The sequence below is a fragment of the Pseudomonas sp. F8002 genome (assembly GCF_013385495.1).
Classification (GTDB): domain Bacteria; phylum Pseudomonadota; class Gammaproteobacteria; order Pseudomonadales; family Pseudomonadaceae; genus Aquipseudomonas.
Genome location: NZ_JACAPW010000038.1, coordinates 18,017 through 44,305 on the forward strand (window position 1 = coordinate 18,017; position 26,289 = coordinate 44,305).

At 62.5% G+C, this 26,289-nt stretch carries 18 protein-coding genes; 5 read left to right on the forward strand and 13 right to left on the reverse strand.

Translation table 11 applies throughout. From position 1 onward, the window contains the following. Nucleotides 1-4 precede the first annotated feature (4 nt). A complete protein-coding gene (gene msrB / locus HX811_RS25605; protein ID WP_003217084.1) occupies nucleotides 5-517 on the reverse strand; it encodes a peptide-methionine (R)-S-oxide reductase MsrB in 513 nt (170 codons plus the stop codon). Between the two features lie 301 nt (nucleotides 518-818). Between msrB and HX811_RS25610 the strand changes: the two genes are divergently transcribed. Next, complete coding sequence (locus tag HX811_RS25610) at nucleotides 819-1,529, forward strand: response regulator transcription factor (RefSeq protein WP_003217086.1); 711 nt, start codon at nucleotides 819-821, stop codon at nucleotides 1,527-1,529. Further along, nucleotides 1,526-2,992, forward strand: coding sequence for a HAMP domain-containing sensor histidine kinase (locus tag HX811_RS25615; protein WP_177047953.1), 1,467 nt, complete (start codon nucleotides 1,526-1,528; stop codon nucleotides 2,990-2,992). Before HX811_RS25610 ends, HX811_RS25615 begins: the two co-directional genes overlap by 4 nt. On the opposite strand, the gene HX811_RS25620 is transcribed toward HX811_RS25615, so the two are convergent. Then, nucleotides 2,955-3,896: an alpha/beta fold hydrolase gene (locus HX811_RS25620; RefSeq protein ID WP_177047955.1), complete on the reverse strand. Its 942-nt coding sequence runs from the start codon at nucleotides 3,894-3,896 to the stop codon at nucleotides 2,955-2,957. The genes HX811_RS25615 and HX811_RS25620 overlap by 38 nt on opposite strands. Beyond that, complete coding sequence (locus tag HX811_RS25625; RefSeq protein ID WP_177047957.1) at nucleotides 3,889-4,815, reverse strand: AraC family transcriptional regulator; 927 nt, start codon at nucleotides 4,813-4,815, stop codon at nucleotides 3,889-3,891. The genes HX811_RS25620 and HX811_RS25625 overlap by 8 nt, the downstream gene beginning before the upstream one ends. A 97-nt stretch (nucleotides 4,816-4,912) precedes the next feature. On the opposite strand from HX811_RS25625, the gene HX811_RS25630 reads away from it, so the two are divergent. Together HX811_RS25630 and HX811_RS25635 are read left to right on the forward strand one after the other, a co-directional pair. Further along, nucleotides 4,913-5,872, forward strand: coding sequence for an oxidoreductase (locus HX811_RS25630; RefSeq protein WP_177047958.1), 960 nt, complete (start codon nucleotides 4,913-4,915; stop codon nucleotides 5,870-5,872). Nucleotides 5,873-5,930: 58 nt separating this feature from the next. After that, nucleotides 5,931-7,139, forward strand: a complete 1,209-nt coding sequence (locus HX811_RS25635; RefSeq protein ID WP_177047959.1) for a serine hydrolase — start codon at nucleotides 5,931-5,933, stop codon at nucleotides 7,137-7,139. On the opposite strand, the gene HX811_RS25640 is transcribed toward HX811_RS25635, so the two are convergent. Both HX811_RS25640 and HX811_RS25645 read right to left on the reverse strand, forming a co-directional pair. Then, nucleotides 7,099-9,387 carry an ATP-dependent DNA helicase gene (locus tag HX811_RS25640; RefSeq protein ID WP_177047960.1) on the reverse strand — a complete coding sequence of 763 codons (2,289 nt, stop codon included), beginning with the start codon at nucleotides 9,385-9,387 and terminating at the stop codon, nucleotides 7,099-7,101. The two genes, HX811_RS25635 and HX811_RS25640, sit on opposite strands and share 41 nt — an antisense overlap. Next, entirely contained in the window at nucleotides 9,384-11,033 is a 1,650-nt protein-coding gene (locus HX811_RS25645) for a VRR-NUC domain-containing protein (RefSeq protein ID WP_177047961.1), read from the reverse strand. The genes HX811_RS25640 and HX811_RS25645 overlap by 4 nt, the downstream gene beginning before the upstream one ends. Before the next feature lie 188 nt (nucleotides 11,034-11,221). Between HX811_RS25645 and HX811_RS25650 the strand changes: the two genes are divergently transcribed. Then, a complete protein-coding gene (locus HX811_RS25650) occupies nucleotides 11,222-11,446 on the forward strand; it encodes a YgdI/YgdR family lipoprotein (RefSeq protein ID WP_102369114.1) in 225 nt (74 codons plus the stop codon). A 188-nt stretch (nucleotides 11,447-11,634) separates the two neighbouring features. Here HX811_RS25650 and HX811_RS25655 read toward each other — a convergent pair whose 3' ends face one another. The 8 genes from HX811_RS25655 to HX811_RS25690 all read right to left on the reverse strand — a co-directional run bounded on the left by HX811_RS25655 (nucleotide 11,635) and on the right by HX811_RS25690 (nucleotide 26,130). Next, nucleotides 11,635-13,065, reverse strand: coding sequence for a lipase (locus tag HX811_RS25655; protein ID WP_008433771.1), 1,431 nt, complete (start codon nucleotides 13,063-13,065; stop codon nucleotides 11,635-11,637). Between the two features lie 179 nt (nucleotides 13,066-13,244). Continuing rightward, the gene (locus HX811_RS25660; protein WP_177047962.1) at nucleotides 13,245-16,355 is read right to left on the reverse strand and encodes an autotransporter serine protease; all 3,111 of its coding nucleotides are present in this window, start codon (nucleotides 16,353-16,355) and stop codon (nucleotides 13,245-13,247) included. Between the two features lie 184 nt (nucleotides 16,356-16,539). Next, nucleotides 16,540-19,497 carry an autotransporter serine protease gene (locus HX811_RS25665; RefSeq protein ID WP_177047963.1) on the reverse strand — a complete coding sequence of 986 codons (2,958 nt, stop codon included), beginning with the start codon at nucleotides 19,495-19,497 and terminating at the stop codon, nucleotides 16,540-16,542. A 215-nt stretch (nucleotides 19,498-19,712) separates the two neighbouring features. Beyond that, complete coding sequence (locus tag HX811_RS25670) at nucleotides 19,713-21,050, reverse strand: TolC family outer membrane protein (RefSeq protein ID WP_177047964.1); 1,338 nt, start codon at nucleotides 21,048-21,050, stop codon at nucleotides 19,713-19,715. Between the two features lie 2 nt (nucleotides 21,051-21,052). Then, nucleotides 21,053-22,387 carry an HlyD family type I secretion periplasmic adaptor subunit gene (locus tag HX811_RS25675; RefSeq protein WP_008433775.1) on the reverse strand — a complete coding sequence of 445 codons (1,335 nt, stop codon included), beginning with the start codon at nucleotides 22,385-22,387 and terminating at the stop codon, nucleotides 21,053-21,055. Then, nucleotides 22,384-24,135 carry a type I secretion system permease/ATPase gene (locus tag HX811_RS25680; protein WP_134326662.1) on the reverse strand — a complete coding sequence of 584 codons (1,752 nt, stop codon included), beginning with the start codon at nucleotides 24,133-24,135 and terminating at the stop codon, nucleotides 22,384-22,386. Before HX811_RS25680 ends, HX811_RS25675 begins: the two co-directional genes overlap by 4 nt. Before the next feature lie 103 nt (nucleotides 24,136-24,238). After that, the gene (locus HX811_RS25685) at nucleotides 24,239-24,607 is read right to left on the reverse strand and encodes an AprI/Inh family metalloprotease inhibitor (RefSeq protein WP_158213549.1); all 369 of its coding nucleotides are present in this window, start codon (nucleotides 24,605-24,607) and stop codon (nucleotides 24,239-24,241) included. Nucleotides 24,608-24,681: 74 nt separating this feature from the next. Next, on the reverse strand, nucleotides 24,682-26,130 hold the full coding sequence (locus HX811_RS25690) for a serralysin family metalloprotease (RefSeq protein ID WP_003217113.1): 1,449 nt from the start codon (nucleotides 26,128-26,130) through the stop codon (nucleotides 24,682-24,684). Between the last annotated feature and the right edge of the window lie 159 nt (nucleotides 26,131-26,289).

Sequence of the window (26,289 nt, forward strand, 5' to 3'; positions counted from 1 at the left end):
TGAATTAAGTCGCGGTGAACGTCATGGCTGCGCCGTTCATGCAGTAGCGCAGGCCGGTGGGTGCCGGGCCGTCATCGAACACGTGGCCCTGATGACCGCCGCAGCGGCGGCAGTGGATTTCCTTGCGTACCACGCCGAAGGAGGTGTCGACGTGGCTGGCCACGGCGTTTTCCAGCGGTTGCCAGAAGCTGGGCCAGCCGGTGTGGCTTTCGAATTTGGTGGCTGAGGCGTACAGGGGCAAAGCGCAACCGGCGCAGGCGAAGGTGCCGTTGCGGTGTTCACTGTTAAGGGCGCTGCTGTAGGGGCGTTCGGTGCCCTCCTCCCGCAGGATCGCGTACTGCTCGGCGGTCAACAGGGTGCGCCATTCGGCGTCGGTGTGGCTGACTTCGAAATGTTCGGCGGCTTCGGCTTCGGCGATCAGGGCGGGGCCGGCGTTGATTTTTTGCAGCAGGCCACCGGCGATTACCGCGAGGCCGAGGCCGCCGCCGGCGAGCAGGATCTGTCGACGTGAATACATGAGTTGCTCCTCACACAAGTGCGGATGGCTGGTGAAGCCCCTATGGCTGATAAACAAACTGTGGCGAGGGAGCTTGCTCCCGCTGGAGTGCGCAGCGCTCCCGGCTTTTTTGGGGCCGCTGCGCGACCCAGCGGGAGCAAGCTCCCTCGCCACAATGAGGGGGGCGTACTTTTGCCGTTGCGATGAGTAAGGTTAGGCCCGGGGTGGTCGCGGAATCCTCACGCAGAGTTAAACAATTCGTGATAACTACACTGTTGCAAAAGCCGCACAATGCGCGAATCAAGAAGACAGGTTTTTATCAATGGATCAGCCCAAACGTGTCCTGGTGGTCGAGGACGATGCCCATATTGCCGATTTGATCTGCCTGCACCTGCGGGACGAGCAGTTCGAGGTGGTTCACAGTGCCGATGGTGACGAAGGCCTGCGCCTGCTGGAGCAAGGCGGCTGGGATGCGTTGATCCTGGACCTGATGCTGCCCGGCGTCGACGGCCTGGAGATCTGCCGGCGGGCCCGGGCAATGACGCGCTACACGCCGATCATTATCACCAGTGCCCGCTCCAGCGAGTTGCATCGCATCCTCGGCCTGGAACTGGGGGCGGATGACTACCTGGCCAAGCCGTTTTCCATGCCGGAGCTGGTGGCGCGGGTCAAGGCGCTGCTGCGCCGGGTCGACGCCATGGCGCGCAACTTGAAGATGGACGCCGGCAGCCTCGACCTCGGCCAGTTGTTCATCAACCCGCTGACCCGTGACGCCACCCTGCAAGGCCAGCGGCTGGACCTCACGCCCCGGGAATTCGACCTGCTGTACTTTTTCGCCCGCCAACCGGGCAAGGTATTCTCGCGCATGGACCTGCTCAACGCCGTGTGGGGCTACAGCCACGAAGGTTACGAACACACCGTCAACACCCATATAAACCGCCTGCGGGCCAAGGTCGAGGCCGATCCGGCCAACCCGGCGCGCATCCTCACGGTGTGGGGCCGTGGCTACAAGTTTGCCGAGCAATCGGCATGAGGCTGACCCTTACCCAGCGCCTGTCCCTGGTGTTCGCGCTGTTGCTGCTGATTTGCAGCGGCACGTCGGCCTGGCTGCAAGTGCGCTCCAACCACATGCATGAACTGGAAGTGGTGCAAGGCCTGTCCCGCGACCTCGCCGCGCACATCGCCCGGGATACGCAGTTGATGGACGCCGACGGTCTCAAGCCGGACGCGGTGCGCAACCTGTTCAGCCAGTTGATGCTGGTAAACCCGAGTGTCGAGGTGTACCTGCTGGACATTAACGGGCGCGTGGTCGGCAACGCTGCGCCCAGCGGCCACCTGCGCCGCGACCAGGTCAACCTGGAACCGGTGCGCCGCTTCCTCAGCGGCGCGATGCTGCCGATCCTCGGCGACGACCCACGCAGCGTCGACGGCCTCAAGGTGTTCAGCGCCGCGCCGCTGCGGGTCAACGGCCAGCAGACCGGCTACCTGTATGTGGTGCTGCTGGGCGAAGCCCATGATGTGTTCGACGCCCGGGATGCCACCGGCATGGCACTGAACATCGCCCTGTGGTCCATCGCCCTGGTGGCATTGTTGTGCTTGCTCGCGGGTTTGACCGCGTTCGCCTGGATCACCCGGCCCTTGCGGCAACTGACCGAGAAGGTCGGCCAGTTCGACATCAACGGCGCACCGAAAGTCCCGCAGGCCGTGGCGCCCGAGGTTGCCAGCCAGGATGAAATCGCCGTGCTCGACCACGCCTTCGTGCAGATGGAGAACCGCCTGGGTGAACAGTGGCGCGCCATCACCCACCAAGAGCAGGAACGCCGGGAGATGGTCGCGAATATTTCCCATGACCTGCGCACACCGTTGGCCTCCTTGCATGGCTACCTGGAAACCCTGTCCCTGAAAGACGCCAGCCTGACCCCGCAGGAACGCCGGCGTTACCTGGGCATCGCCCTCGACCAGAGCCGCAAGGTCGGCGGGCTGGCCCAGTCGCTGCTGGAACTGGTACGCCTGGAACACGGGTTTGTGCAGCCGGTCATCGAAGGCTTTTCAATACCCGACCTGGTGCAGGACATTTTCCAGAAGTTCGAACTGACCGCGGAAGCCCGGGCGATCACCCTCACCGCCAGCCTGCCGCCGGTGGTGCCAACCGTATTGGCCGACCTGGGCCTGATCGAACGGGTACTCACCAACCTGCTGGATAACGCCCTGCGCCATACACCGCCCAATGGCGAAGTTGAAGTGACCCTGGCCCCCAAGCCCGGTTTTGTTGAAGTCACGGTGAGCGACAGCGGCCCCGGGATTTCGGCGGATCTGCGCGAAGGTCTGTTCCTGCGCGCCTTCACCATTGGCGGGGCTCGACGCGATGGCGGCCTGGGCTTGCGCATCGTGCACCGGATCCTGCAACTGCACGGTCAGGAAATCCGCCTGATCGATGTGCCAGGGCGCGGCGCGACGTTCACGTTCGCCCTAGAAACCCGAGCAGCAGTTCGTTGACCTTGGGCCCCTGCTCGTTCTGAATCCAGTGGCCGCAGTTGGCCAGGACGCTTTGTTGCAGATTCGGCACGACGTCGGGCATGCGCTTGAGGGTGTGGGCTTCGAACACGCCGACCGGGTCGCGGTCGCCGATCAGGAACAGCGTCGGTTGCAGCACCTGCCTCCCGGCGAGGAACTCGGTGCGCTGCCAGTTGCGTTCGAAGTTGCGGTACCAGTTCAACGGGCCGCGAAAGCCGCCATTGGCGAAGGTCTGAACATACACGTCGAGGTCCTGCTGGCTGCACCAGGCCGGGAGCTTACCGGGCAGCGGCACACCTTCCAGCAGCTTCGCGCTGGCGGGTTTTTTCTGCAGGAAAACGTCCTGGTCCTGCATGAACAGCCGTAATGTCCGCTCGATATCGGCATCCAGTTCCTTTTCAGCCACGCCCGGGGCCTGGAAGTACAGGATGTAATTGAAGCGATCGGCGTACAGCTCGCGCATGATCTCGATCACCGGCCTGCGGGAGCGTCCGGCGAACGGTACCGACATCGTCACCAACTGGCTGACGCGCTCTGGCTCGAGCAACGCCAGGTGCCAGGCCACCACGGCGCCCCAGTCATGGCCAATCATGACGACCCGGCGATGCCCGAACAGGTCCATGGCGCCCTGGATATCGGCGCACAGGGTCAGCAGGTCATAGTCGGCCACTTCCGGCGGCGCGCTGGATTGTCCATAGCCGCGCATTTCCGGGACAAACACCCGATAACCCTGGGCCACCAGCGCCGGAATCTGCTCGCGCCAGGAGTGCCAGCACTCGGGAAACCCATGCAGCAACCACACCGGCGGGCCGCTCTCGGGGCCGGCGATGTGCACGTTCAACTCAATGCCGTTGACCTTGACCTTCTGCTGCTGGGTTTCACTCATCACTGGGTTCCTTGTGTGGGGTTCGCTCGCGGTATTCCCGGGGAGAACAAGCCATCACGCGCTTGAAAGCATTGCTGAAAGCGCTGTCTGACTGATAACCCAGGGACTGGCCGATCGTGGACACGCTGTTGTCGCTGGCTTTCAAGGCCTGTACCGCCAGGTGCATACGCCAGCGGGTCAGGTATTCCTGCGGTGCCAGCCCTACCCGTTGCTTGAAGTGCAAGGCGAAGGTGGAGCGGGATTGACTCGCCACGCCGGCCATTTCACTCAATGTCCAGCGCCGGGCGGGTGCTGCGTGAATTTCCCGCAGCACCGGGGCCAGCCTTGGATCCGTCAAGGCTCCCAGCCAGCCGGTGGTATGGGTGCCCATGGAAGATTGATAGAGCCGCAGGATTTGCACCAGCATCATTTGCGCCAAATGCTCGGTCATCAGCGCCGCGCCTTGTAACGGGCTGGCGTATTCCCGGGCCAGGCGATCCAGGCACCAACGCAACACGGCGGCCTGTTCGGAGTTGGCACTCACCCGCAACACCGGCGGCAGGCTGTCCAGCAACAGTCGGGCGTCGTCCCCGTAGATAAAGCGCCCGGCGATCAAAAACAGATCCACCGTGTCCCCCAACGTGGCGATGCCGCCCACCGCGTCGGCATACACCTCACGTGCATCGAGTCCTTCAGGGCACAGATTGCTGGACAGCCTCCACGGGCGTGCCTGGGTCAACAGGAAACAATCTCCCTCATACAAGCGTATCGGTACTGCCAGCCCTTCCACTTCCAGCCAGCAACTACCCTCCACCACCGCGTTGAACTTGATGCCATCCGGCGCCGCAAAGTCAATGGCCCAGGTGCCCCCAGCCTTCAGGCCGGCGAAGGTCGAGCGATGGCTTTTTAACAGTGCCAGCACATCGGAAAGGGTATCCATAAAAGCTCCGGACGATCGCGACAGAAACACGGACTCTAGGGCATTCCGCGTCCGGGCTCCAGCGAGAGACTCTAGGCCTCCCATAAGGAGATCTTTCATGGCTGACAAACAAACCCCAATTGGCAGCGGCTTCGATGCCGGCACTACCGCCCAGCAAGCCTTGGCGGGCAGCGATTTGCAAGGCAAGACGGTGATTGTCACCGGTGGCTACTCCGGCATTGGCCTGGAAACGGTTCGCGTGTTGGTCGACGCGGGTGCGCAGGTGATCGTTCCCGCGCGGGATCCTGAAAAGGCCGAACGCAACCTCTCGGGCATCATCGGTGTTGAACACGCCAGCCTGGATTTACTCGACCCGATTTCCATCGACCGTTTTGCCGAAAACTTCCTCGCCAGCGACCGGGCATTGAACCTTCTGATCAATAGCGCCGGAATCATGGCCACACCACTGCAACGGGATACGCGAGGTTTCGAAGCGCAGTTCGCCACCAACCACCTGGGCCACTTCCAGCTAACCGCGCGGTTGTGGCCGGCGCTGCGTGAGGCTAATGGCGCACGAGTGGTTTCGGTATCATCCCTCGGCCATCGTCTCAGCCCTGTGCATTTCGATGACCCGCAATTTGAACACCGCCCCTATGACAAGTGGCTCGCCTACGGCCAATCAAAAACCGCCAACGCACTGTTCGCGGTAGCACTGGACCGACGAGGTAAAGCGGAGGGTGTGCGCGCATTTTCCGTGCACCCGGGGGAAATCCTCACCGACCTGATCCGCTACCTGGACAAGGACGACCTGGCATTCGTCGGCGCACTGGATGAGCACGGCAATATCCGCCGCGCCAGTCACTACAAGAGCCCCGAGCAAGGCGCCGCGACCTCGGTGTGGTGCGCTGTCAGCCCGCAACTGGAGGGCATGGGCGGACTCTACTGCGAAGATTGCGATGTGGCCGCTTCGTCGCAGGATGACACCAGCCGTAACGGCGTATGGCCCTGGGCTGTCGACCCGGAGCAGGCCGAACGCTTATGGGCAGTGAGTCAGCAGTTGTGCAATGTCACGTTGTAGTCCGGGACCCCAGCGTTCATATTTGGCAGTCATGCACTGCCAATGAGCGACCTGAACCATGCAGCCTCCTGCCAGATACCTCGTGCCCCTTGCCGCCTCCCTTTGCGCCACCCTCGCCTGCGCCGACAGCCACGACCCACTGCTCGCCAAGCGCGTGGATGCGGTGGTCGACAGCGCCATTGCCGACAATCGCCTGGTGGGCACCGTGGTGCTGGTGCTGCGGGACGGGCAGCTGGTTTATCACCGTGCTGCCGGCTTGGCGGACCGCGAAGACGGGCGCCCGATGACAGAGGACACGATCTTTCGCCTGGCATCGGTGACCAAACCGCTGGTATCCGCCGCCGCGATGCACCTGGTGGAACAAGGTCGCTTGGGCCTGGACGATCCGGTCAGCCGCTGGCTGCCCGACTTCAATCCCAAGCTGGCGGATGGCACCATCCCGGTGATCACCGTCAGCCAGTTGCTTAACCACACAGCCGGCCTGAGCTATGGATTCCTGGAAAGTACCCATGGCCCTTACCGCACCGCCGGGGTTTCCGATGGTTTGGGTGAGCCCGAGATCAGCTTTGCCGAGAATCTCAAGCGTATCGCGAGCGTGCCCCTGAGTTACCCGCCGGGCACCGGCTGGCAGTATTCGATGGCCACCGATGTGCTGGGTGCGGTGCTGGAAAAGGCGTCCGGCCAGAGCCTGCCGGCATTGCTCCGCGACTCGGTGACCGAACCACTGGGGCTAAGCGATACCGGGTTTTCCGTGACGGATATAAAACGCCTGTCCGCCGCCTATCAGGATGGCTCGCCACAGCCGTTGCGCATGGTCGACAAGGCCACGATCACCTCGGGCAACAGCACCGCGCTGTTTGATGTGCGGCGGATTCTCGATCCCCAGGCCTACCCTTCCGGCGGCGCAGGCATGGCCGGGACGGCAGGTGATATTGCGCGGTTCCTGGAAACCATTCGCCGGGGCGGCGCTCCGATCCTGTCGGCACACAGCGTGCAGTTGATGGTCACCGATTCGGTTGGCGCCAAGGCGCAAACCCAGGACCCGGGCTGGGGGTTCGGTTATGGCTGGGCGGTGCTGGATGACCCGGCGTTGACAGGCACACCGCAATCCCGGGGCACCTTTGAATGGGGCGGCGCCTACGGTCACAGCTGGTTTGTCGACCCGCAGCAGAAGCTTACGGTGGTGGCACTGACCAATACGGCTTACGAAGGCATGTCCGGCCAGTTCACCCACCAGTTGCGGGATGCGGTGTATCCGCCGCAGTGATCGACCACCAGCGCGGCAATAACTGCCGCACCCGCGCTTCGCCAAACCGGTCATCAATCAGCATTACCACCCCTCGGTCCTGCTGGCTGCGGATCACCCGGCCCGCGGCTTGCACCACCTTCTGGATGCCCGGATAAAGGTAGGTGTAGTCATAACCGGCGCCGAAAATCGCGCCCATCCGCAGCTTGAGCTGCTCGTTCACCGGGTTGAGTTGCGCCAGACCCAGGGTGGCGATAAACGCGCCGATCAGCCGGGTGCCCGGCAGGTCGATGCCTTCGCCGAATGCGCCGCCAAGCACGGCAAACCCGATGCCCTGACTGTGCTGGGTGAACTGGTCGAGAAATGCCTGGCGTTCAGCCTCGGCCATGCCCCGTGACTGCTGCCACAGCGGGATGCGCGGGTGCCGCTCGGCAAGCAAATGCGCCACTTGCTGCAGATAATCGAAGCTGCTGAAAAACGCCAGGTAGTTGCCCGGAGCCTGGGCAAACTGCGCTGCAATCAGCTCGACGATGGGCTCCAGGGACGCCTGGCGATGCACAAACCGGGTGGAGATCCGGTCGACGATATGCACCCGCAGCTGCTCGGCCTTGAACGGCGATTCCACATCCACCCAGGCGGTGTCAGGCGGCATCCCCAGCAAGTCCGCGTAGTAGTGCCGTGGGCTCAGGGTTGCGGAAAACAGCACGCTGCTGCGGGCCGCTGTCAGCCGGGGCCGAATGAATTCGGCGGGCACCACGTTGCGCAGGCACAGGTTTGATGAACTGCGCTTGCCGCTGAGTTCGCGTTTGCTGATGTCGAAAATGAAGTGTTCGTTGAACAGCTCGGCGACCTTGGCAAACTGCAAGGCCTCGAAGTAGAAGGCTTGCAGTTCGCCATTGAGTGCTTCGGGATGGTCGTTGAAATATTCACCCATGGCGCTGGTGCACAGGCTCAGCGCCTGCAGCAGTTTGTCGGGTTTCTGGGCGTAGGCCTGATAAGGTGCCACTTGCTCCTTGTGCAGGGCATTCCACTCACGGTTCAGGCGCTGGAGCGGCTTTTTCAGCGGCTCGGGTGCGATCTCGCGCAGGGTCTTGAGCGTGTACTGGTCGAGGGCCGCGCTGTACATCGAGCGGCCACGCTCCACCAGGTTGTGGGCTTCGTCCACCAGCACCGCGACGCGCCACTGGTTGAGCTGGGCCAGGCCGAACAACATGGCGCCGAAGTCGAAGTAATAGTTGTAGTCGGCGACCACCACGTCGGCCCAGCGTGCCATTTCCTGGCTCAGGTAATAGGGGCAGACGTCATGGGCCAAGGCGACTTCCCGCAGGTTGCGCTGGTCCAGCAGGCGCACGCGGGAAGCAGCTTCGCAGGCCGCCGGCAAGCGGTCATAAAAACCCTTCGCCAGTGGGCAGGAGTCGCCGTGGCAGGCTTTGTCCAGGTGTTCGCAGGCCTTGTCCCGCGCCACCAGCTCCAGCACCCGCAATGGCAGATCGGGGCTGCTGTCATACAGCACCTGCGCCGCATCCAGCGCGAGTTTGCGGCCCGGGGTCTTGGCGGTCAGGAAGAACACCTTGTCCAGCTGTTGTGGCGCCATGGCCTTGAGCATCGGGAAAATCGTGCCGACGGTCTTGCCAATTCCGGTAGGCGCCTGGGCCATCAGGCAGCGGCCGGTGCTGACCGCCTTGTAGACCGTTTCCGCCAGGGCGCGCTGGCCCGGGCGAAACGCCGCATGGGGAAAGCCCAGGGCAACCGCTGCGGCATTGCGGGCTTCGCGCTGGTGCATTTCCTGTTCGGCCCAGCCGAGGAACAGGGTGCATTGCTGCACGAAGAATGCCTGCAGGTCATCAGCCTGAAACCGTTGGCTGAGCAGCGTCTCGTGCTCGCCGACAATGTCGAAGTACACCAGCGCCAGGACAATCTCCGACAACCCGAGCTTCTGGCACATCAACCAGCCGTAGACCTTGACTTGGGCCCAGTGCAGTTGCCGGTGGTTGGCCGGTTGTTTGTCCAGGTCGCCGCGATAGGTTTTCACCTCTTCCAGCTGGTTGCGGTCCGGGTCGTAGCCATCCGCCCTGCCCCGGACTTTCAACTGCTGGTATTCGCCCTCCAGCGCGACTTCATTCTGGTAATGGGCGCTGCGCCGAGAGGCCACCGTGCGGTGGCCGACAATCCCTTCCTGGGCACTGGGAGACGGGGTAAAACGCAGGTCGAGGTCGCCGACCTTGGCGGTGAATTCACATAATGCACGCACCGCGACGCTGTAGCTCAAGCGGCCTGCCCCGCCCAGCGCACATAACACACAGTGACGGGCATCTGGTGTTCGCCGCAGAACTCCAGCCAGCGCAACTGGTTGTCCTGCAGGCGATCACCGGGGCCTTTGACTTCGATCATGCGGTAGGTTTTTTCTTCGGGCCAGAACTGGATCAGGTCGGGCATGCCGGCGCGGTTGGCGCGGATATCCAGCAGCAGGCGTTCGAACCAGTGGCGCAGGTGCGCCGCTGGCAGGCAGTCGAGGGCCTGGTCGAGCAGTTCTTCGCTGAGCACGTTCCAGAACACGAAGGGTGACTGGATGCCCCATTTGTCTACATAACGCTGGCGAATGGTGTGCTTGTAGCGCCCATCGTCCAGTTGGCCCAGGCACTCGGCGAACAGCTCGGCGCGCCGCAGATGAAAATCCTCGCTGTGCAGGTCTACCGGCCCGCGCTGGAACGGGTGGAAAAACGACCCCGGCAACGGCGCGAAAATCGCCGGCCAGCACAGCAGGCCAAACAGCGAATTGATCAGGCTGTTCTCGACGTAATGCACGGGTGCACCATGGTCGCTGAGGTGCGCCTGTACGCAATACTCCACCGACATCATCGGTTCCGGGGCCGGCAGTTCGAGGTCCAGGCGCACGATCTCGCGGGGTTTTGCCCTGGGCAGCGCCGGCTCGCCGAGCTTGCGTCGCAGCCTGGGTATCACGCGCAGCAAGTGCTGCTGTTCGGCAGCGCTTTCCGGGGCCTGTTGCGCCTCACGGGCCAGCCCCATCGCCTGGGCAAAATCCTCCTGGCGCTCCAGCACCCGGATCAGCCGCGCCCGTGCGCCGGGATAGGTGCAGCCCCGGTAGATAGCTTCCGCCAGGGCCAACTCGGCGCTGCGCTCACAATACTGGCCCACCTGGAACAACAGCTTGGCCCGACGTTTCTCCAGCCAGGGGTTGTCGGTGTGCAAGGTAGCGATTTGTTCCAGCACGCCATCGAGTGCCTCGCCCGCTTCAAAGGCCTGCTGGCACTGATGCAGGAACAGAAAGCCGTGCACATCGTCACGGCTGCGCAAACCGCGGGATTCGGCGCAGAATTCGACTTTCTCGTAGGTAAAGATCCCCAGGTCCGCCAGCACAAATTCCGACCAGTCCTGATAGAGATTACCGAAGAACATCAGGCGCAGGCGGTCGCACAGTTCCATCACGGTGAGGCTGTAAAGCTGATCGGCCAGGTCCGGGCACCAGTGCTGGAAGTGACGCAGTTCACAAAACTGCATTGACAGCGTTTCCAGCCAGTCAGCCTTCCTGGCCTTGGGTTGCTCGATCCAGGGTTTGAACGCCGCCAGGATCTCCGCTTTCTGCAACAGGCCGAACAACTCGCCGAACGACAACAGGCATTGATCCGTCACCCAACCCTGTTCCAGCAAAGGCACAACCGCCTCGTGTACCGCGCCGATCTCGACATAGTTAAGCTTGCCCGCCCGGAAATGCGCGCCCTTGCGCATCACCATGCGTACCAGTAACGCCTGGGAAGCCTGCGGCAAGCTGTCAAATTGCTGAATGAAATGCTCTTCGTCCGGGGCGAGCAAATCGGCATAACGCTGCCCCAGCCAGGCGAGCACTTGGCGGAAGTTATGCAGGTAATAGAGCGGATCTTCTAGGGGATTGGACATTTCAGGCACTGGATCAACCACTGTTTATGCATACAGAGTGCCGTCCCTGACCGACTGTTGCAATCAGTAATAGATCAAAGGCACACGCAACTTTTTGCGTAATAATGATCAGATGGCTGTCAGCCACATTAAATGAGTCTCCCCCGACCGCTCAGGTGCGGGGTTTTCGAAGGATCAGGGTAAGGGTTATGAGCATGAAGAATTTGGGTCTGGCGGTGGGTATGTTCACGTTGCTGGTATTGGCCGGTTGCTCCACGCAGACGGTGGTGACGTTGCAGAACGGCACTCAATACCTGACCAAGGACGTGCCCAACGCGAAAACGGCCGATGGCTTCTACGAATTCACCGACATCGCCGGCAAGCATATTCGCGTCAAGGCCGATGACGTCGCGACCGTGATGAAGGAGAAATAAAAAGTGGGAGCCCGTCGGCTCCCACTTTTCTTTGCCATGATCGTTCCCACGTTCTACGTGGGAATGCATCCCGTGACGCTCCGCGTCACCACTGCGCAAGACATGAACCGTGGGTTGGCCGTTGGACGCAGAGCGTCCGGGGCGGCGTTCCCACGCAGAGCGTGGGAACGATCAATCCGTGGCGCTACTTAGCCGATGGAAACCCCATCGCCCCAAACCCCGGCGAGCCCAACGCCAACCAGCGTCACCGAGTCCGCGCCAAAGCTCAGCACGGTATCGCCCCCCACCACCTTGGCGTGGTCACGCCAGTCCGCACTGCCCTCCACGTCCCGGAACACCAGCTTGTCGGTCGGCTGATAACCAATCACCCGGTCCTGCCCAAACTGCCCGCCGAACAGAAAGGTGTTATGCCCGCTGTTGTCGCGGATCGTGTCATTGCCCTTGCCGCCCTCGATGAAATCCACGCCCTTGCCACCCTGGATCAAGTCATCGCCATCACTGCCGATGATGAACGTGTTGCCCTTGTGCGGCTCGGCATTGCGGTTGAGGTCCTGCACCCAGGTATTGGCCCGGGCCGGGTCCGACAGGTTGGCCACGATAATCGTCGAGTCCCGGCTGGTCAGGTCGTAGAACTGCGAGTCCAGGACCCGCGTCATGCCATCCCCATACCCGGTGGGCAAATGAGAAAGCCAGGTGGGAACATTGACGATGGAAAACGGCAGGACATTCCACAGCGTCGACGCGTAGTGATCGTTGAAGCTGACGATATTGTCCGTGGTCGACTCATGGGGCTTGTCGTGCACGCCCAGTGACGAGAAGTTGAACGACGAGCCGTCCAGCGCGCGAAACACCGGGTCGTTTTCATAACCGATGTTCAGCACCTTGTCGCCGGCACTCTGGGTTGGCGAGGCATAAGCCACATAGTTGGAGTCCTTGTAGAACCCCGACCATTTATTGCCGCTCAGGTCGGCCATGCTGTTGACCGCCAGGCCACCCAGGCTATGACCGCTGACCACCACGTCCTTGCCCGTCAGGCCATGACTGCCGGCATACGCCGCGACATCCTTGAGCAAGGTGCCAAAGGCTTCGCCGGCGTAGTTTTTCGCGTAGTCCTTGGGCCCCAGCGCCGCCAGCAGGTCACTGACCAAATCGCCGATGGAGTCGCTGATCAAGGTTTCCCGAGGCCCCGAAGTCCCGCGAAAACCAATGCCGATTTCCAGCAGCTTGCCGTCGCCATCGTACTTGCCCAGCACTTCCACCTGCGCGGTGGTGTAGCCGGGCTTTTCACCGAAGAACGTGCCCCGGGCGTCCACCTTGCCGCCGTAGCCCAGGGTACTGGCGCTGATGGGCGTCCAGCCGGCCTTGTTGACCGCCTCGAGGGCAGCTTTTTCCGAGTCGGGGTTCCAGGGAATCCCTGGAATAACCCCCTGTGAATCGGTGCTGCCCAGCAGCGCGCCCACCAGAGTGGCGGGCAGCCCCAGGCCAAAACCGTTGTGCTGGTAACCCACGGCAAAGCCGTTGTCCAGATTGTGATAGGAGTACAGCGTGATCGCCATGGCATCGGCGAACAACGCTTTGGAGCCCTCGGTGCCGAGGTTTTTATAGTCGAAAACACCCATGGTATTGCCTCTCTTTTGTTGGAATTGTCGAGAAAGCCGAATCTGCACAAATGGACGATTGGAACCGGATCAATGTGGGAGCGGGCTTGCTCGCGAAGGCGGTGTGCCAGTCGGTGGATGGGTTGACTGATCCACCACTTTCGCGAGCAAGCCCGCTCCCACATTTCGAACCGCAGTGTTTAGAAAGCCCAGTCCAGGCTCAAACCCACCCCATGGACTTTCTCCTTGCTGGCCAGCAGGCCGTTGTAATCCAGATTCACCTTCGCATCCTTGCTCAGCGCCAGGCTGACCCGCGCCCCCACCAATGCCGCATCACGCACCATCGACGAACTCTCCACAGTGAACGAAGGGCCGCCCGAGGCAAACGCCAGGTGCCGCTCGGAATCGACGCTGCTCAGGTTGTGCTGCCAACCCAGGGTGCCGGAAAGCTCCAGTTGCTGATGGTCATTGATATTCAAGGTTTTCAGCGCTCGAGCACCCAGGGTACTCAACACCACATCGCGGCTGTCATCCCGGCCCTTCAAGGCCGCCGCATCACCCTTCTCGGTAAACCCATCGGCATCCAGATGCACGTACGCCAGGTTGGCGAACGGTTCCAGGGCCAGGGGTTGCAGGTTCAGGCGATACGCCGCCTCGGTAAACACCTGGGTACTGCGGGCATCCATTTTGGCTTTCTGCTTTCCGGCGACTTCACCGTATTGCAGCTCGCGCTTCACATCGGCGCGGTGCCAGCTGTAGGTCGCACCACCGCTCAAGCGCAAGGCACCGATTTCATGCCCGGCATACGCACCCAGGTGATAGCTGTCCACCGATGCCCGGGAATGGGTGTCGCTGCCCATGTTCAGCGATGTATCGCTGTACCCCGCCACCAGCCCTACACGGGTGTCTTCATCCAGCGCGCCGTCCACACCCGCCAGCATGCCGCCGATGGAGGTGGTGTAGCCCGCCGTATCGCTGCCGCTGTTGGTCTTGCCCCAGGCGCCCAACGCCTTGACCCAGACGTTGCCACGGCTATCGACGGTCTGGCTCGATGCGCCCATTTGCCCTTGCTGCAAACGCTCGCCCACGGCTTCGCGCAGGTAGCGGTTGTCATTGATCAATGCGGTTTCCAGCGCCGGGTAGATTTCCCCGGACAGCTGCTGGAATGCACCCTGGGCCGAGGCCGCATTCGGCGCCAGCAACAGGCTTTCGTAAACGGCGTTGCCCGCGCCCAACTGCTCGGCAGCAGCGGCCACCGAACGTTGGTTCGGGGTGGCGGCCACACTGGCAAAGGTGTTGGCATTGCGCCCCACATCCAGCTGCACGCCGTTGGCGGCGTAGTTCAGGGTACCGCCGATAAACAGATAGTTGGGCAGCACCGAACCGAAGCTGCCGGTAATCCCGCCCGCAGCCTGCAGGATGTTGTACTGGCGACCGATCAGGCTTTCGGCCTGGGTCTGGGTCAGCAGCGTCGGGCTGTTTTCCAGGGCCAGGGTCACCGTACCGCCGCTGAGGGTGGCCTTGCCACCGGCGACGATGCGATCACTGTTGGTGGCCGACAACTCCACCGCATAGGTTGAGCCTGCAGCGAAACTCACATCCCCGGCCACGTTCAGGGTGCCGATGGAGTTGCCCGGCGCCACGGTACCGCCGCTGTTCGCTGTCAGCGAACCAATGCGCCCTGAACCGCCCACTACGCCGCTGCTGCTGACGGTAACGTCGGAGGTGATCGAGCCATTGATCGCCAGCAACCCTTGGTTGACCAGGGTCGGGCCGCTGTAGGTGTTGGTGCCGGTCAGTACCAGCGCGCCAATGCCCTGCTTGGTCAGGCCGCCATGCCCGGAGATATCGTTGCTCCACACATCCAGCCCGCAATGCACATCGGTGCACGTGCGCTGGGTCGGTTTGCCGGCATCCACCACGGCGCCAATCCCTGGCAGGTCTGCGACAAACTGGCCGGAGCCGTAGGCGCCGTCGATACGAAACTCCGCCGGGATATCCTCAGCTGTCACAAACATCCCAGGGCCGTTGATGGCCTTGCCCAGGTTGATCATGCCCCAACCGTACAGCGAGTCGATGCCCGGTGCGCCGAGGTCGGTCGCGGTGGTTTTCAGCAGCGTGGAGATCTGGTCGCCGCTCATGTACGGGAAGCGCTCCATCAACACCGCTGCACTGCCGGCCACATGCGGCGCGGCCATGGAGGTGCCGTTGAAATTGGCGTAGTCGGTGGTCAGGTTTTCCAGGGAGGTGCCGTTGATCACCGAACTGTAGATCTTGGTGCCGGGGGCCGCGACGCAGAAGCTGGCGGCATACCCGCAGCGCGAGGAAAACGTACTGATCACGTAAGGATCGGAACTGGCGGTGTCGGGATTCTGTTGCAAGGCCGCCACCGACAGCCAGTTGGGTGCAATCTCCGGCACGAAGTACGCCAGGCCCGAGATCGCATCCGGGTTGTTGCGGTTGTAATCGTTGCCGGCGGCAAAGATCGTCAGCACGCCGCTGCGGGCCGCATCAATGGCGCCCTGATAAGCGCCACCTGCGATCGTCCCAAGGATCGGCCGAATGTTATTGAACTGCGCCTGGGCTTCATTGACCGTGAAGTTGGGGAATGCCGGATCTCGGCCGCCCTTGGCGTACTGGTCACCGATGCCAATGCCCCAGCTGTTGTTGATAATGCGTGCGCCGCTGGCCACCAGCGCGTCCCAACCGGCTTTGTAGACCGCACCGTCGTTGCCCAGGATGATCCCGTCTTCGGGGCCCGGGTCACCGTTTTCGGCGCTGATGATCTGCGCATCGAACGCCACGCCGTGCATTGGCCCGCCGTCGCGGTTACCCGCGGCGATGCCGCCTACGTGCGTGCCGTGATTGCCGAGCTTGCCGTTGGAACCCAGGGAAGGCGTGCCGTCGTAGCGAAACGCATCCCCGGCCTTCACCGGGATGTACGGGTCGGTGTATTGGCGAATGCCTTCGGTCACGATCGTGACCACTTTGCCGGGGCTGGCGAATTCCGGATGCTGGGCATACACCGGCTGGTCGAAGATCCCCAGCTTCACGCCCTTGCCGGTGTAGCCGGCGGCGTAGGCGGCGTCTGCATGCACGGCGCCCAGGCCCCAGTCGGCCTTGAATTCATTACTGCGCCAACTGGCAGCATCTCCCAGTTTTCCGGTTTCCACGTAGGGTGCGGCCTGGGCGGTACCCAGGCTGGCCAGGCAACACAGCAACGCGCCGTATGGCACGCAGCTCAGGGCCTTGAGCGGGTAGCCCGGGCCTGTTGGGATGGCGGATTGAAACCCTCGTTTTGTTTTTTTCACGGTGACCTTCCTTAGTTTTTATTGCACTTGTATAAATCACGTTTATCCCAAGCGTCGCCGACCCAATGTGGGAGCGGGCTTGCTCGCGAATGCGGTGGCTCAGTTACAGGTGCGTCGACTGACACACCGCATTCGCGAGCAAGCCCGCTCCCACAGTTGACCTCTTTCGGCCTCAGGATCTTGCTCAGAACTGCCAGTTCAGGCTCAACCCCACGCCCTGGATTTTTTCCCGGCCAGCCAATTGGCCGGTGTAGTCGAGGTTGACCCGTGTGCTTTTGCTCAACGCCAGGCTCGCCTGCACGCCCACCGCTGCCGCGTCGCGCATCAACGGCGAGCTTTGCACCGCAAACGACGGCCCTCCGGCGACAAACGCCAGGTGCTCTTCGGATTCAACAGCACTCAGGCTGTGCTGCCAGCCCAGCGAGCCGGAAACGTCCAGTTGCTGGCGGTCATTGAGGGGGAAGGTTTTTGCCGCCCGCAGGCCCAGGGTGCTCAGCACCGCATCGCGGCTGTCACTGCCACGCTCCAGCGCGGCGGCGTCGCCCTTCTCGTGAAAACGTTCGTTGTCCAGATGCACGTAAGCCAGGTTGGCGAACGGCTCCAGCGCCACCGAGGACACGTTCAAACGGTAGGCCGCTTCGGTAAATACCTGGGCACTGCGCGCATCCAGCTTGGTCTTCTGCGTGCCGCTGACTTCGCCGTACTGCAAGTCGCGTTTCACGTCGCCGCGATGCCAGCTGTAGGCACCGCCGACGCTCAAGCGCCAATTGCCCAGCTCATGCCCGGCGTAGGCGCCGAGGTGGTAGCTGTCGATGGACGCCGATGAATGCGTGCCGCTGCCCATGTTCAGCGAGCTGTCGCTGTAACCGGCCACGAGACCGGCACGGGTCTGCTCGTCCAGCGCGCCGTCGACACCGGCCAGCATGCCGCCCAGTGAGCTGGTGTAGCCTGCCGTGTCGCTGCGGCTGTCGGTCTTGCCCCAACTGCCGAGCGCCTTGACCCACACGTTGCTCTCACCGGTAACCGGCGTATGGCGCAGGCGCTCGCCCACGGCATCGCGTACCTGGCGGCTGTCATTGATCAGCATTGTGCCGATGGCCGGGTAGATTTCTCCCGACAGCTGCTGGAAACCCGACTGCGCCGTGGCTGCCGAGTCTGACCGCAGGATGCTTTCGTACACCGGATTACCGGCGCCCAACTGCTCGGCGGCCGCCGCCACCGAACGCTGGTTACGAGTGGCACCGACACTGGCGAAACTCGCATCACTGCGGGCAATGCCCAGTTGCACACCGTTGGCGGCATAGTCGAGGGTGCCGCCGAGGAACAGGTAGTTGGGCAACACGGCACCGAACTGGCCCTGGATCCCGCCAGCCGCCTGGAGGATGTTGTACTGGCGCCCCACCAGGCTTTCCGCCTGTTGCAGGCTGAGCAGGGTCGGGCTGTTTTCCAGGGCCAGGGTCACGGTGCCGCCGCCGAGGATTGCCTTGCCCGTGGCGACAATCCGGTCGCTGGTGGTGGGGGTGAGTTCGACCGCATAGGTGGAGCCGGCGGCGAGATTTACATCCCCGGCCACCTGCAAGGTGCCCACGGAATTGCCCGGCGCCACGGTGCCGCCGCTATTGACCTGTAACGCCGCGATGCGACCGGAGCCGCCCAACGTGCCGCTGTCATTGACCGTCACCGCGGACGTCAGCGAGCCATTCACCGCCAACCGGCCGCCATTCACGGTGGTCGGGCCACGGTAGGTGTTGTCGCCCGCCAGGATCAGGCCGCCCGCACCGGATTTGGTCAGGCTGCCTTCGTAGATACGCTGGGCCGCGGCTGCAGCACGGGCAGTGCCAACGGCATAGTCCGTCTGGTCCTGCTGACTCGCGCCGGCGCCCACGCCGTTCTCCCAGCCCTTATCGCGCAGGGTTTGCTGCCAGGCCAGGGTTTCGGCGCTGTCTTCGGCCTGACGCTGGATCAGCGCCTTGTCGGAGATCGCATTGCTCCACACATCGCCCTGCCCGGCCGCCAACGTGACATTCATCGGCCCGAGCAATTGCCCGGGCCCGTGCATTGCTCGGCCAAGGTCCGGCACGCCCCAGCCGACCTGAGTGGTCGGTGCATCGGTGACCGCGCCATTGAGCTGGGTGGCCGTGGTCAACAGCACCTGCAAGGCCTGTTCGTTGTTCAGGTATGGATAGCGTTCCATCACCAGCGCCAGTGCGCCGGTGGCATGGGGCGCCGACATCGAGGTGCCGGATTTCACCCCATAACCGCCATCGGGAATGGTGCTGTTGATCAACGCCCCGGGGGTGGAAATGCACCAGTACTTGGCGATGCCGCACTGGTTGTATTTCTGGTTGTTCGCCTTGTCCAGGCCCGATACCGCCAGCCAGTGGCCTTCCAGCTCCGGCTGGAAATACGGCAAGGCCGAACGCACGCTGGCGTTGGCGTAGCCGCTGTTGCCGGCACTGAACACGTTGATCACCCCGGCCTTGGCCACCTCCGCAGCGGCATCCAGCCAGGTGTTCTGGTTGTAGTGCTGGGCATAGGCAGCGTGCAGGTCGCCAATGGTCTGGTAGCTGACATCCTTGGGTTGGCTGCCCCAACTGTTATTGATCGCGCGCACGCCGGAATCCACCAGCGCGCTGTACACCGCCTTGAAGTACTTGGGGTCTGGCGTGGGGCCGAACAGGAAGCTGTCGCTGGCGTTGGTGTTGCCGACGTAGATCTGCGCGTTGTACGCCACGCCGTGCATGCCCACGCCATCGCGGGCCGCGCCCATGGTGCCGGTGACGTGGGTGCCGTGGGAGTCATTGTTTGGGTTGAGCGCGCCGGTGGTCGTGAAGGGGCTGCCATCGACATAGGTGCCACTGGCGGTGACCGCGTGATAGCGGTCTTTTGAGGCTTCGGGATGGTTGGGGTCGAAACCCGAGTCCAGGGCGCCGATCTTCACGCCACTGCCGGTGATGCCGCTCGCATAGGCCTCGTTGGCTTTCATCCGGTCCAGGCCCCAGTCGCTCTGGAACTCGGCGGAACGCCAACTGCCGGGGTCGCCGACTTTGCCGGCTTCGATGTACTGCCCGTGGGCCGCCACTGACAGCAGCAGCAAGGAGCCTGCGGTGAAGGGTTTGAAGCGAGGTGAACCAGTGATCATGAAGAGTCCCTTTTCTTATTGTTGAAATACCTGTGGCGAGGGAGCTTGCTCCCGCTGGAGTGCGCAGCGCTCCCAAGATTTTGGGGCCGCTACGCAGCCCAGCGGGAGCAAGCTCCCTCGCCACAACAAGCGCCCTTGCCACAGAAAGCTCCCTTGCCAAAACAAGCGCCCATGCCACCAAAGCTCCCTTGCACCAAGTACCACTCGTCCAGGCATCAGCGGCTCTCAGGACCAAACGCCTCGTCCACCTTGGCCAGGTCGGTGTCACGCAAGTTGCCCGCGTAGTAATGCAATTTGGTCCAGGCCATCAGGTAGTCGTACCGTGCCTGGGCCAGGTCGCGACGGGTGCTGTACAGCTGCTGCTCGGCGTTCAGCGCATCGAGGTTGACCCGCTCGCCGCCGAGGATGCTTTGCTTGGTCGAGACCACCAGCGCTTCAGCCGAAGTCAGCGCCTTTTGATACGCCCGCAACTTGCTCACTCCCGACAGGCAAGCACTGAACTGGCGCCGCAGTTCGATCAGGGTTTCGCGGGTCTTGCCTTCCAGCTCGTACTCGGCCTGCTCCATGGCGCGGCTGGCCTGGCGGGTGGAAGCCGAGACGCCGCCACCGGCATACAACGGCATGCTGACTTCGATGCCGATGGTGTTGGTGTCGTAGCGCTGGTTGTAGGTGTTGCCGCTGTCGGATTCCTGCTGGCGCGAGCTGGCATACGCCGTGATGCGTGGCAGGTGCCCCGAACGGTTGCGCTCCACTTCATAACGCGCCACTTCCACGGACTGGCGTTGCGAGGCCAGGTTGGGGTTGTTGGTCAGCGCCAGTTCGTGCCAGGTGTCGTAATTGGCCGGGGTCAGGGTGAAGGCGGCAAACCCCGGGTTCAGCGGCGCCAGGTCGTTGATGTTGACGCTCTGCACGCCAATCAGCGCCCCGAGTTCGCGCAGCGAGGCGTCCTGTTCATCCAGCGCCTGGATTTCCTCGGCAGTCGCCAGCTCATAGCGCGATTCGGCTTCCAGGATGTCGGTGCGGGTGCCCTCGCCCTGCTGGAACAGATGCTGGTTCTGCTGGAACTGCTGCTCGTAGGCCTTTTTCTTGGCGCGTGCAATGTCGATCTGGTCCTGGGCAAACAACGCCTGGGTGTAATAGGTCAGCACCCGCACCAGCAGCGCCTGGCTCTTGTCGCGGAAGCTCTCGTCGGCAAACAGTGCCTGGGCCACGCCCTTGCGGTAGTTGGCATAGGCTTCGTAGTCGAACAGCGGCTGTTGCAGGGTGAACGTGGAGCCATAGCTGTTGTAGTTGCGGTCATCGTGATAATTGCCGCCGCGCCCGTCGGGCAAGGTGGCCTTGGAGTTGTTGCGGCCCTTGTTGTAGTTGTACGAGAGCTTGGGCAGCAGGCCGGCGCGGCCGATGGTGCGGTTTTCCAGGCCGGCGTCGCGCTCCTTGATGGCACCAAGGAATACCGGATCGTTGCGCAGGGCCTGTTCGTAGACATCGAACGGGCCCATGGCGGCCTGGGCGCTGCCGCAGGCGATCAGCAAGGCGATGAACATCGGCTTCATGCTCATTCCTCGGTCAACGCCGAGCCAGCGCGGTCCAGCAGCGGCTTGAACAGGTAATTGAGCAAGGAGCGCTCGCCGGTGCGGATGAACATCTCGGCGGGCATCCCCGGCTTGATCACCAGGCCATGGAGTTTCTCCAGGGCGCTGCTGCTGACGGTGGTGCGCAGCACGTAGTAAGGCATGCCGGTTTTTTCGTCGAGCATCTGGTCGGCGGAGATCAGGCTCACCTCCCCCGGCACCCGCGGCGTGCGGCTCTGATTGAAGGCGGTGAAGAGAATGTCCACCGGCAAGTGCGCACCGACCTTGTCCACCAGGTGCACCGGCAGGCGCCCTTCGACTTCCAGGCGGGTGTCCTGGGGCACGATTTCCAGCAGGGTTTCACCGGCACGCACCACGGCGCCTTCGGTGTGCACGCCCAGGTTGACCGCGATGCCATCGGCGGGCGCGTTGATCTCGCTGTGCTGCAGGTCGAAACCGGCGGAGGTCAGTTGTTGTTCCAGGGTCAGGCTGCGCAGCTGCGCGTCGGCCAGTTGGCTGCGCACTTCCTTCTGGTACTCCTCGCTGTGCTGCTGCAACTTGAGGCGCGACTCGAGGATGCCCTGCTCCACCCGCCCGCTTTCGCCGGTGTTCTGCGCCAGGTCCTGTTGCACCTGGGACAGTTGCCGCTGGTATTCCATCAGCCGGTTGCGCGGGATGTAGCCGTTGTCGGCCAGGGGTTGCAGGTTGTTCAACTGGTCACGCAGGGATTGCGCCTGGGCCGTCAGGTCACTACGGGCGCGACGCATGCCGTTCAGTTGCGCCGTAGCGCCTTCGATACTGGCGCGAATCCCGGCCTGTTCCCGGGCAAAGGCTTCGCGGCGGCTGCTGAACAGTTGACGCTGGCCTTCGAGGACCAGTGCCAGGGCTTGATCCGGGTTGCCGCTCAATTGCGCCGGAAAGGTGATCGTCGACTGGTTATCCCGCTCGCTCTGCCACCGTGCCACGCTGGCCCAGGCCATGCGGTATTGGGCTTGCAGGGAGTGCACGTCGGCCTGGTTCTGCGTCTGGTCGAGGCGGAACAGGGGTTGACCCTGCTTCACCGCCTCGCCTTCACGCACCAGGATCCGACTGACCACGCCGGGGCTGAGGGTTTGTACCGCCTTGCGCTTGCCCGATACCACCACCGTGCCTTGTACCGGGATCCCCTGGTCCAGCGGCGCCAGACTGGCCCAGAGGAAAAACCCGCCGGCGCCGACCACCGTCAGCAGCCAGCCCATGCGGGCGAAGAAACGCGCGTCGTGCTCGGGATGGGTCTGTTCGTAATCGCGGTTGATTTGAATGCTGCTGTCGCTGCTCATGCGCCTGGATTCCTTCCGGCTTGATACTGACGGCTGAGGCTGACCCCGGCCTTTTCTCGTGGTGCTTCCTGCTGGCCGGACAGTGCGCGCAGCACGTCCTGGCTCGGACCAAATGCCTGCAAACGACCTTCGTTCAGCACCAGCAGCTTGTCGGCCTGGGCCAACGCCGAGGAACGGTGAGTCACCAGTACCACCGTGCTGCCCTGGGCTTTCATCTGCATGATCGCGCTGGCCAGGGCGGCTTCACCCACGGTGTCGAGGTTGGAGTTGGGCTCGTCGAGCACGATCAGGCGTGGCCCGCCGTACAGCGCGCGGGCCAGGGCGACCCGTTGTTTCTGCCCACCGGATAGGCCGCTGCCCTCGTCACCGAGCACGGTGTCGTAGCCGTGGGGCAAGCGCAGGATCAATTCGTGCACACCTGCCTGTTGGGCGGCCTGCACCACCCGCTCCGGGTCGGCTTCGCGAAAGCGTGCGATGTTGTCGGCGATGCTGCCGCTGAACAGTTCGATGTCCTGGGGCAGATAACCGATATGCGGCCCGAGGTCGTCGCGGTCCCAGCGATGAATGTCGGCTCCGTCCAGGCGCACGGTGCCTGCCAGGGTTGGCCACACGCCTACCAGTACGCGGGCCAACGTCGATTTGCCGGAGCCGGAAGCACCCAGCACGCCGAGCACTTCGCCCGCAGTCAGGTTGAAGCTGACTTGATGCAAGGTCGGCACACGTCGCCCCGGCGGGCCTGCGCTGACTTGCTCGAAACTCACATTGCCCTTGGGCGCCGGCAAGGCCATCTGCTCGCCCTGAGGCGGAAACTCGCGCATCAGGTTGTCCAGGCGCTGGTAGGCCAGCTTGGCCGAACTCCATTGCTTCCACACGGCGATCAACTGGTCGATGGGGCTCAACACCCGACCCATCAAAATGGAGCCTGCGATCATCATCCCGGCGGTCATGTCGCCCTTGATCACCAGGAGCGCACCCAGGCCCAGCACCAACGATTGCAGGCACAGGCGCAGGGATTTACTCAGGGAACTGATGATCGAGCCGGTGTCGCTGGCCTTGTTCTGCAGGCCCAGGAACTGCGAATGCACCTTGAACCAGCGCTTGCGCAATGCACCGAGCATGCCCATGGCCTGGATGGTTTCGGCGTTGTGCAGGTGGCTGGTGGCCAATTGGGTGGATTGCTGGGAATACCCGCTGGCTTCACCCAGAGGCTTTTTGGTCAGGTATTCGTTAAGGCACGCCAGGGCAATCAGCAGCACGGCACCGGCACTGGCCAAGACACCCAGCCACACGTTGAACAGGAAAATCACGAACAGATAGATCGGAAACCACGGCGCGTCGAAAAACGCGAACAGCGCAGGCCCGGTGATGAATTGGCGGATGTGGGTCAGGTCCCCCAGGGATTGCCCGCCATGGCCTTCGCCCCGTTGCAGGTTGCGCTCGAAAGCGGCCTTGTAGACCCGCAGGTTGAAACGCCGCTCCAGCTGGCTGCCGATGCGAATCACGATAAAGCTGCGGATCACCTCCAGCACACCGATAAAGGCGAAGAACCCCACCACCATCAGCGTCAACATCACCAGGGTGGTTTCGTTCTGTGAAGACAGCACGCGGTCGTAGACTTGCAACATATAAATCGACGGCACCAACATCAATACGTTAATCAATGCCGTGAAACAGCCAATACTGATCAGAATACTTTTGTAATCGCCGAGTGCCTTGAACAGTGGTGCAACGGGAGTGGTCTTCGCCATGTTGCCTGATCTTCCCTGAGCCGAATGACGCGCAATAGTTTACCGAGCGCCCCATTAAGGGGCGGGCAAACATTAAATCGGGTTATATCGTTATAACGAACTATTACGGTGCACGTTGCAATATCAATACCGCGCCGGTTTTTGCGCGACCTTCATATTCGCCTTCTTTCTGGCGATTCAAATGGGTTATGCCGGTGCCTTCGGCATTCATCAGCCAAATACCATCGGGAGTAGGCGTCCAACTAACGGGGGCTTCCCCCAGCCATTGTCCGGCGCACTCCACATCGCCCCCTAACGCGTTAGCCTGCTCAATCAAGTCCAGTGCGCACACCTGCTCTTGCTGGTGCAGCGCCCAGTGCCCGGCCAACTGCGCGGAAGTAGGTAAAACCAGACTGCTTGCCATTGCTGTGGCTCCTGCCGACATAAGCAACACCTGGAAACTCCAGGCCACGGTACTGCGAAATAGCGTCATCACCTTCGCCCGTTCATGGGGTGGATGCAAGGGCAGAGGGCGGCGCGTGTGCGCCACCCTCCTTTACGCGTGTATCAGGCCACGATGTCGCTGACGGCTGCCTGGCCAACGGTGGTGACGAGGAAATCCGCCACGCCGTGCCCGGAGAAGTCCACGGCCAATGTGCCCAGGTTGGTACCCGAAGCGTAGGACAGCACCGCGTCGCCGGCATGACCGGTAAACGCGTTGACGAAGGTCAGGCCTGCACCTTTGGTGATGCCGGTGAGGTCGATCTTGTCGGAACCCGAGGTGAAGTCGAAGATCTTGTCGGCCGCACCCGGCTTGGAGTCGGAGCTGGCACCGAACACGAAGGTGTCGTTGCCTGAGCCGCCCCACAGCTGGTCTGCACCGCCGCCGCCGAAGATGATGTCGTTGCCGGCACCGCCCTTGAGGACGTTGGCGGCTGCGTTACCGATCAGCAGGTCGTTGCCCGAACCGCCGATGGCGTTCTCCACGGTCACACCCTTGGCGATGGAAACGTTGCCCACCAGGCCGCCAACGTCGGAGAACGAGGTTTCATTGAGGTTGATCTTCTGGTTCTGGGTAAAACCGGAGAAGTCCAGGGTGTCGTTGCCGCCACCGTCCCACACCGAGAACACCAGCTTGTCGGCCGATGAAGTGGCGCTGAGGAAATCACGCCCGGTGTTGGAGTTGAAGCCGTAGGTGGTGTCACCGGCACGGGTGTTGTAGTTGGCGCCGTAGAGCTTCTGGATCGCGGCGATGTCGTCGATCAGCGGGCCGGACGAGTAGGCTTCTACCCCGCCTTTGCTGAAGTTCTGGTTGGTGTTGCTCTCGCTCCAGTAACTCATGACGCTGTAGCCACGCGTGTCCTGTCCATAGTCCGCGTCTTTGTACGAAGGGTTGCCGGTCCCGGCGTTGTAGTCGCCAGGGTGGTCCAGGCCCAGGGTGTGGCCGATTTCGTGGGTCAGGGTCTGCCGGCCATAGTTGTTCAGGTCCGGGGTCTTGTTCGGCGTGTAGCTGTTGTTCGTCAGGTACCAGGAAGTGCCGTCAAGGCCGCTTTCGTTGTACTTGGCGTTGGTGCCTGGCAGGTAGGCAAAGGCCGCTGCGCCGTCCTGGCCGCCGCTGTAGTTGCCGAAGGTCATGTGGAAGTCACCGCCCGAGGCTTTCTCGGTGAAGGTGACATTGGCCACATCGGCCCAGGATTGCATGGCCAGTACGGCCTGTGCTTTCTGCTGGGTGTTGAACTGGCTGAACCCGGTGATCCCATGCTTGTTCATGGTCGCGTTCGAAGCCGAAGTCAGGAAGGTGTAGGTGAGATCGATCTTGCCGTTGCCATCCACGTCCCGGTACGCGGCGTTCTCACGCAGCAGGTGGTCGGCGGCCTGGTCAACGGTGAACGACGGTTTGCCATTGACCGTGAGGTTGCCACCGCGGTCGTATTGATGGCTAAAGCTATCGATCTGGGTGTAAGCGGTACTTGCTTGAGCCGCCGACACAATAGCTTTGTCTTTTACTTTTGACATAAACGTACTTCCTTGTTTGCAAGTGGAACAGTTTTTGTCCGACCGGACCCACTCTGGCGAGTAAGTCCGATCACTCGCCCCTTTTGAAGGCGAAAGAAAACTGACACAACCTGAAATCATTCGTCCAGCGGTTTTTATCCAAGGATAAAGTTGGGCCGG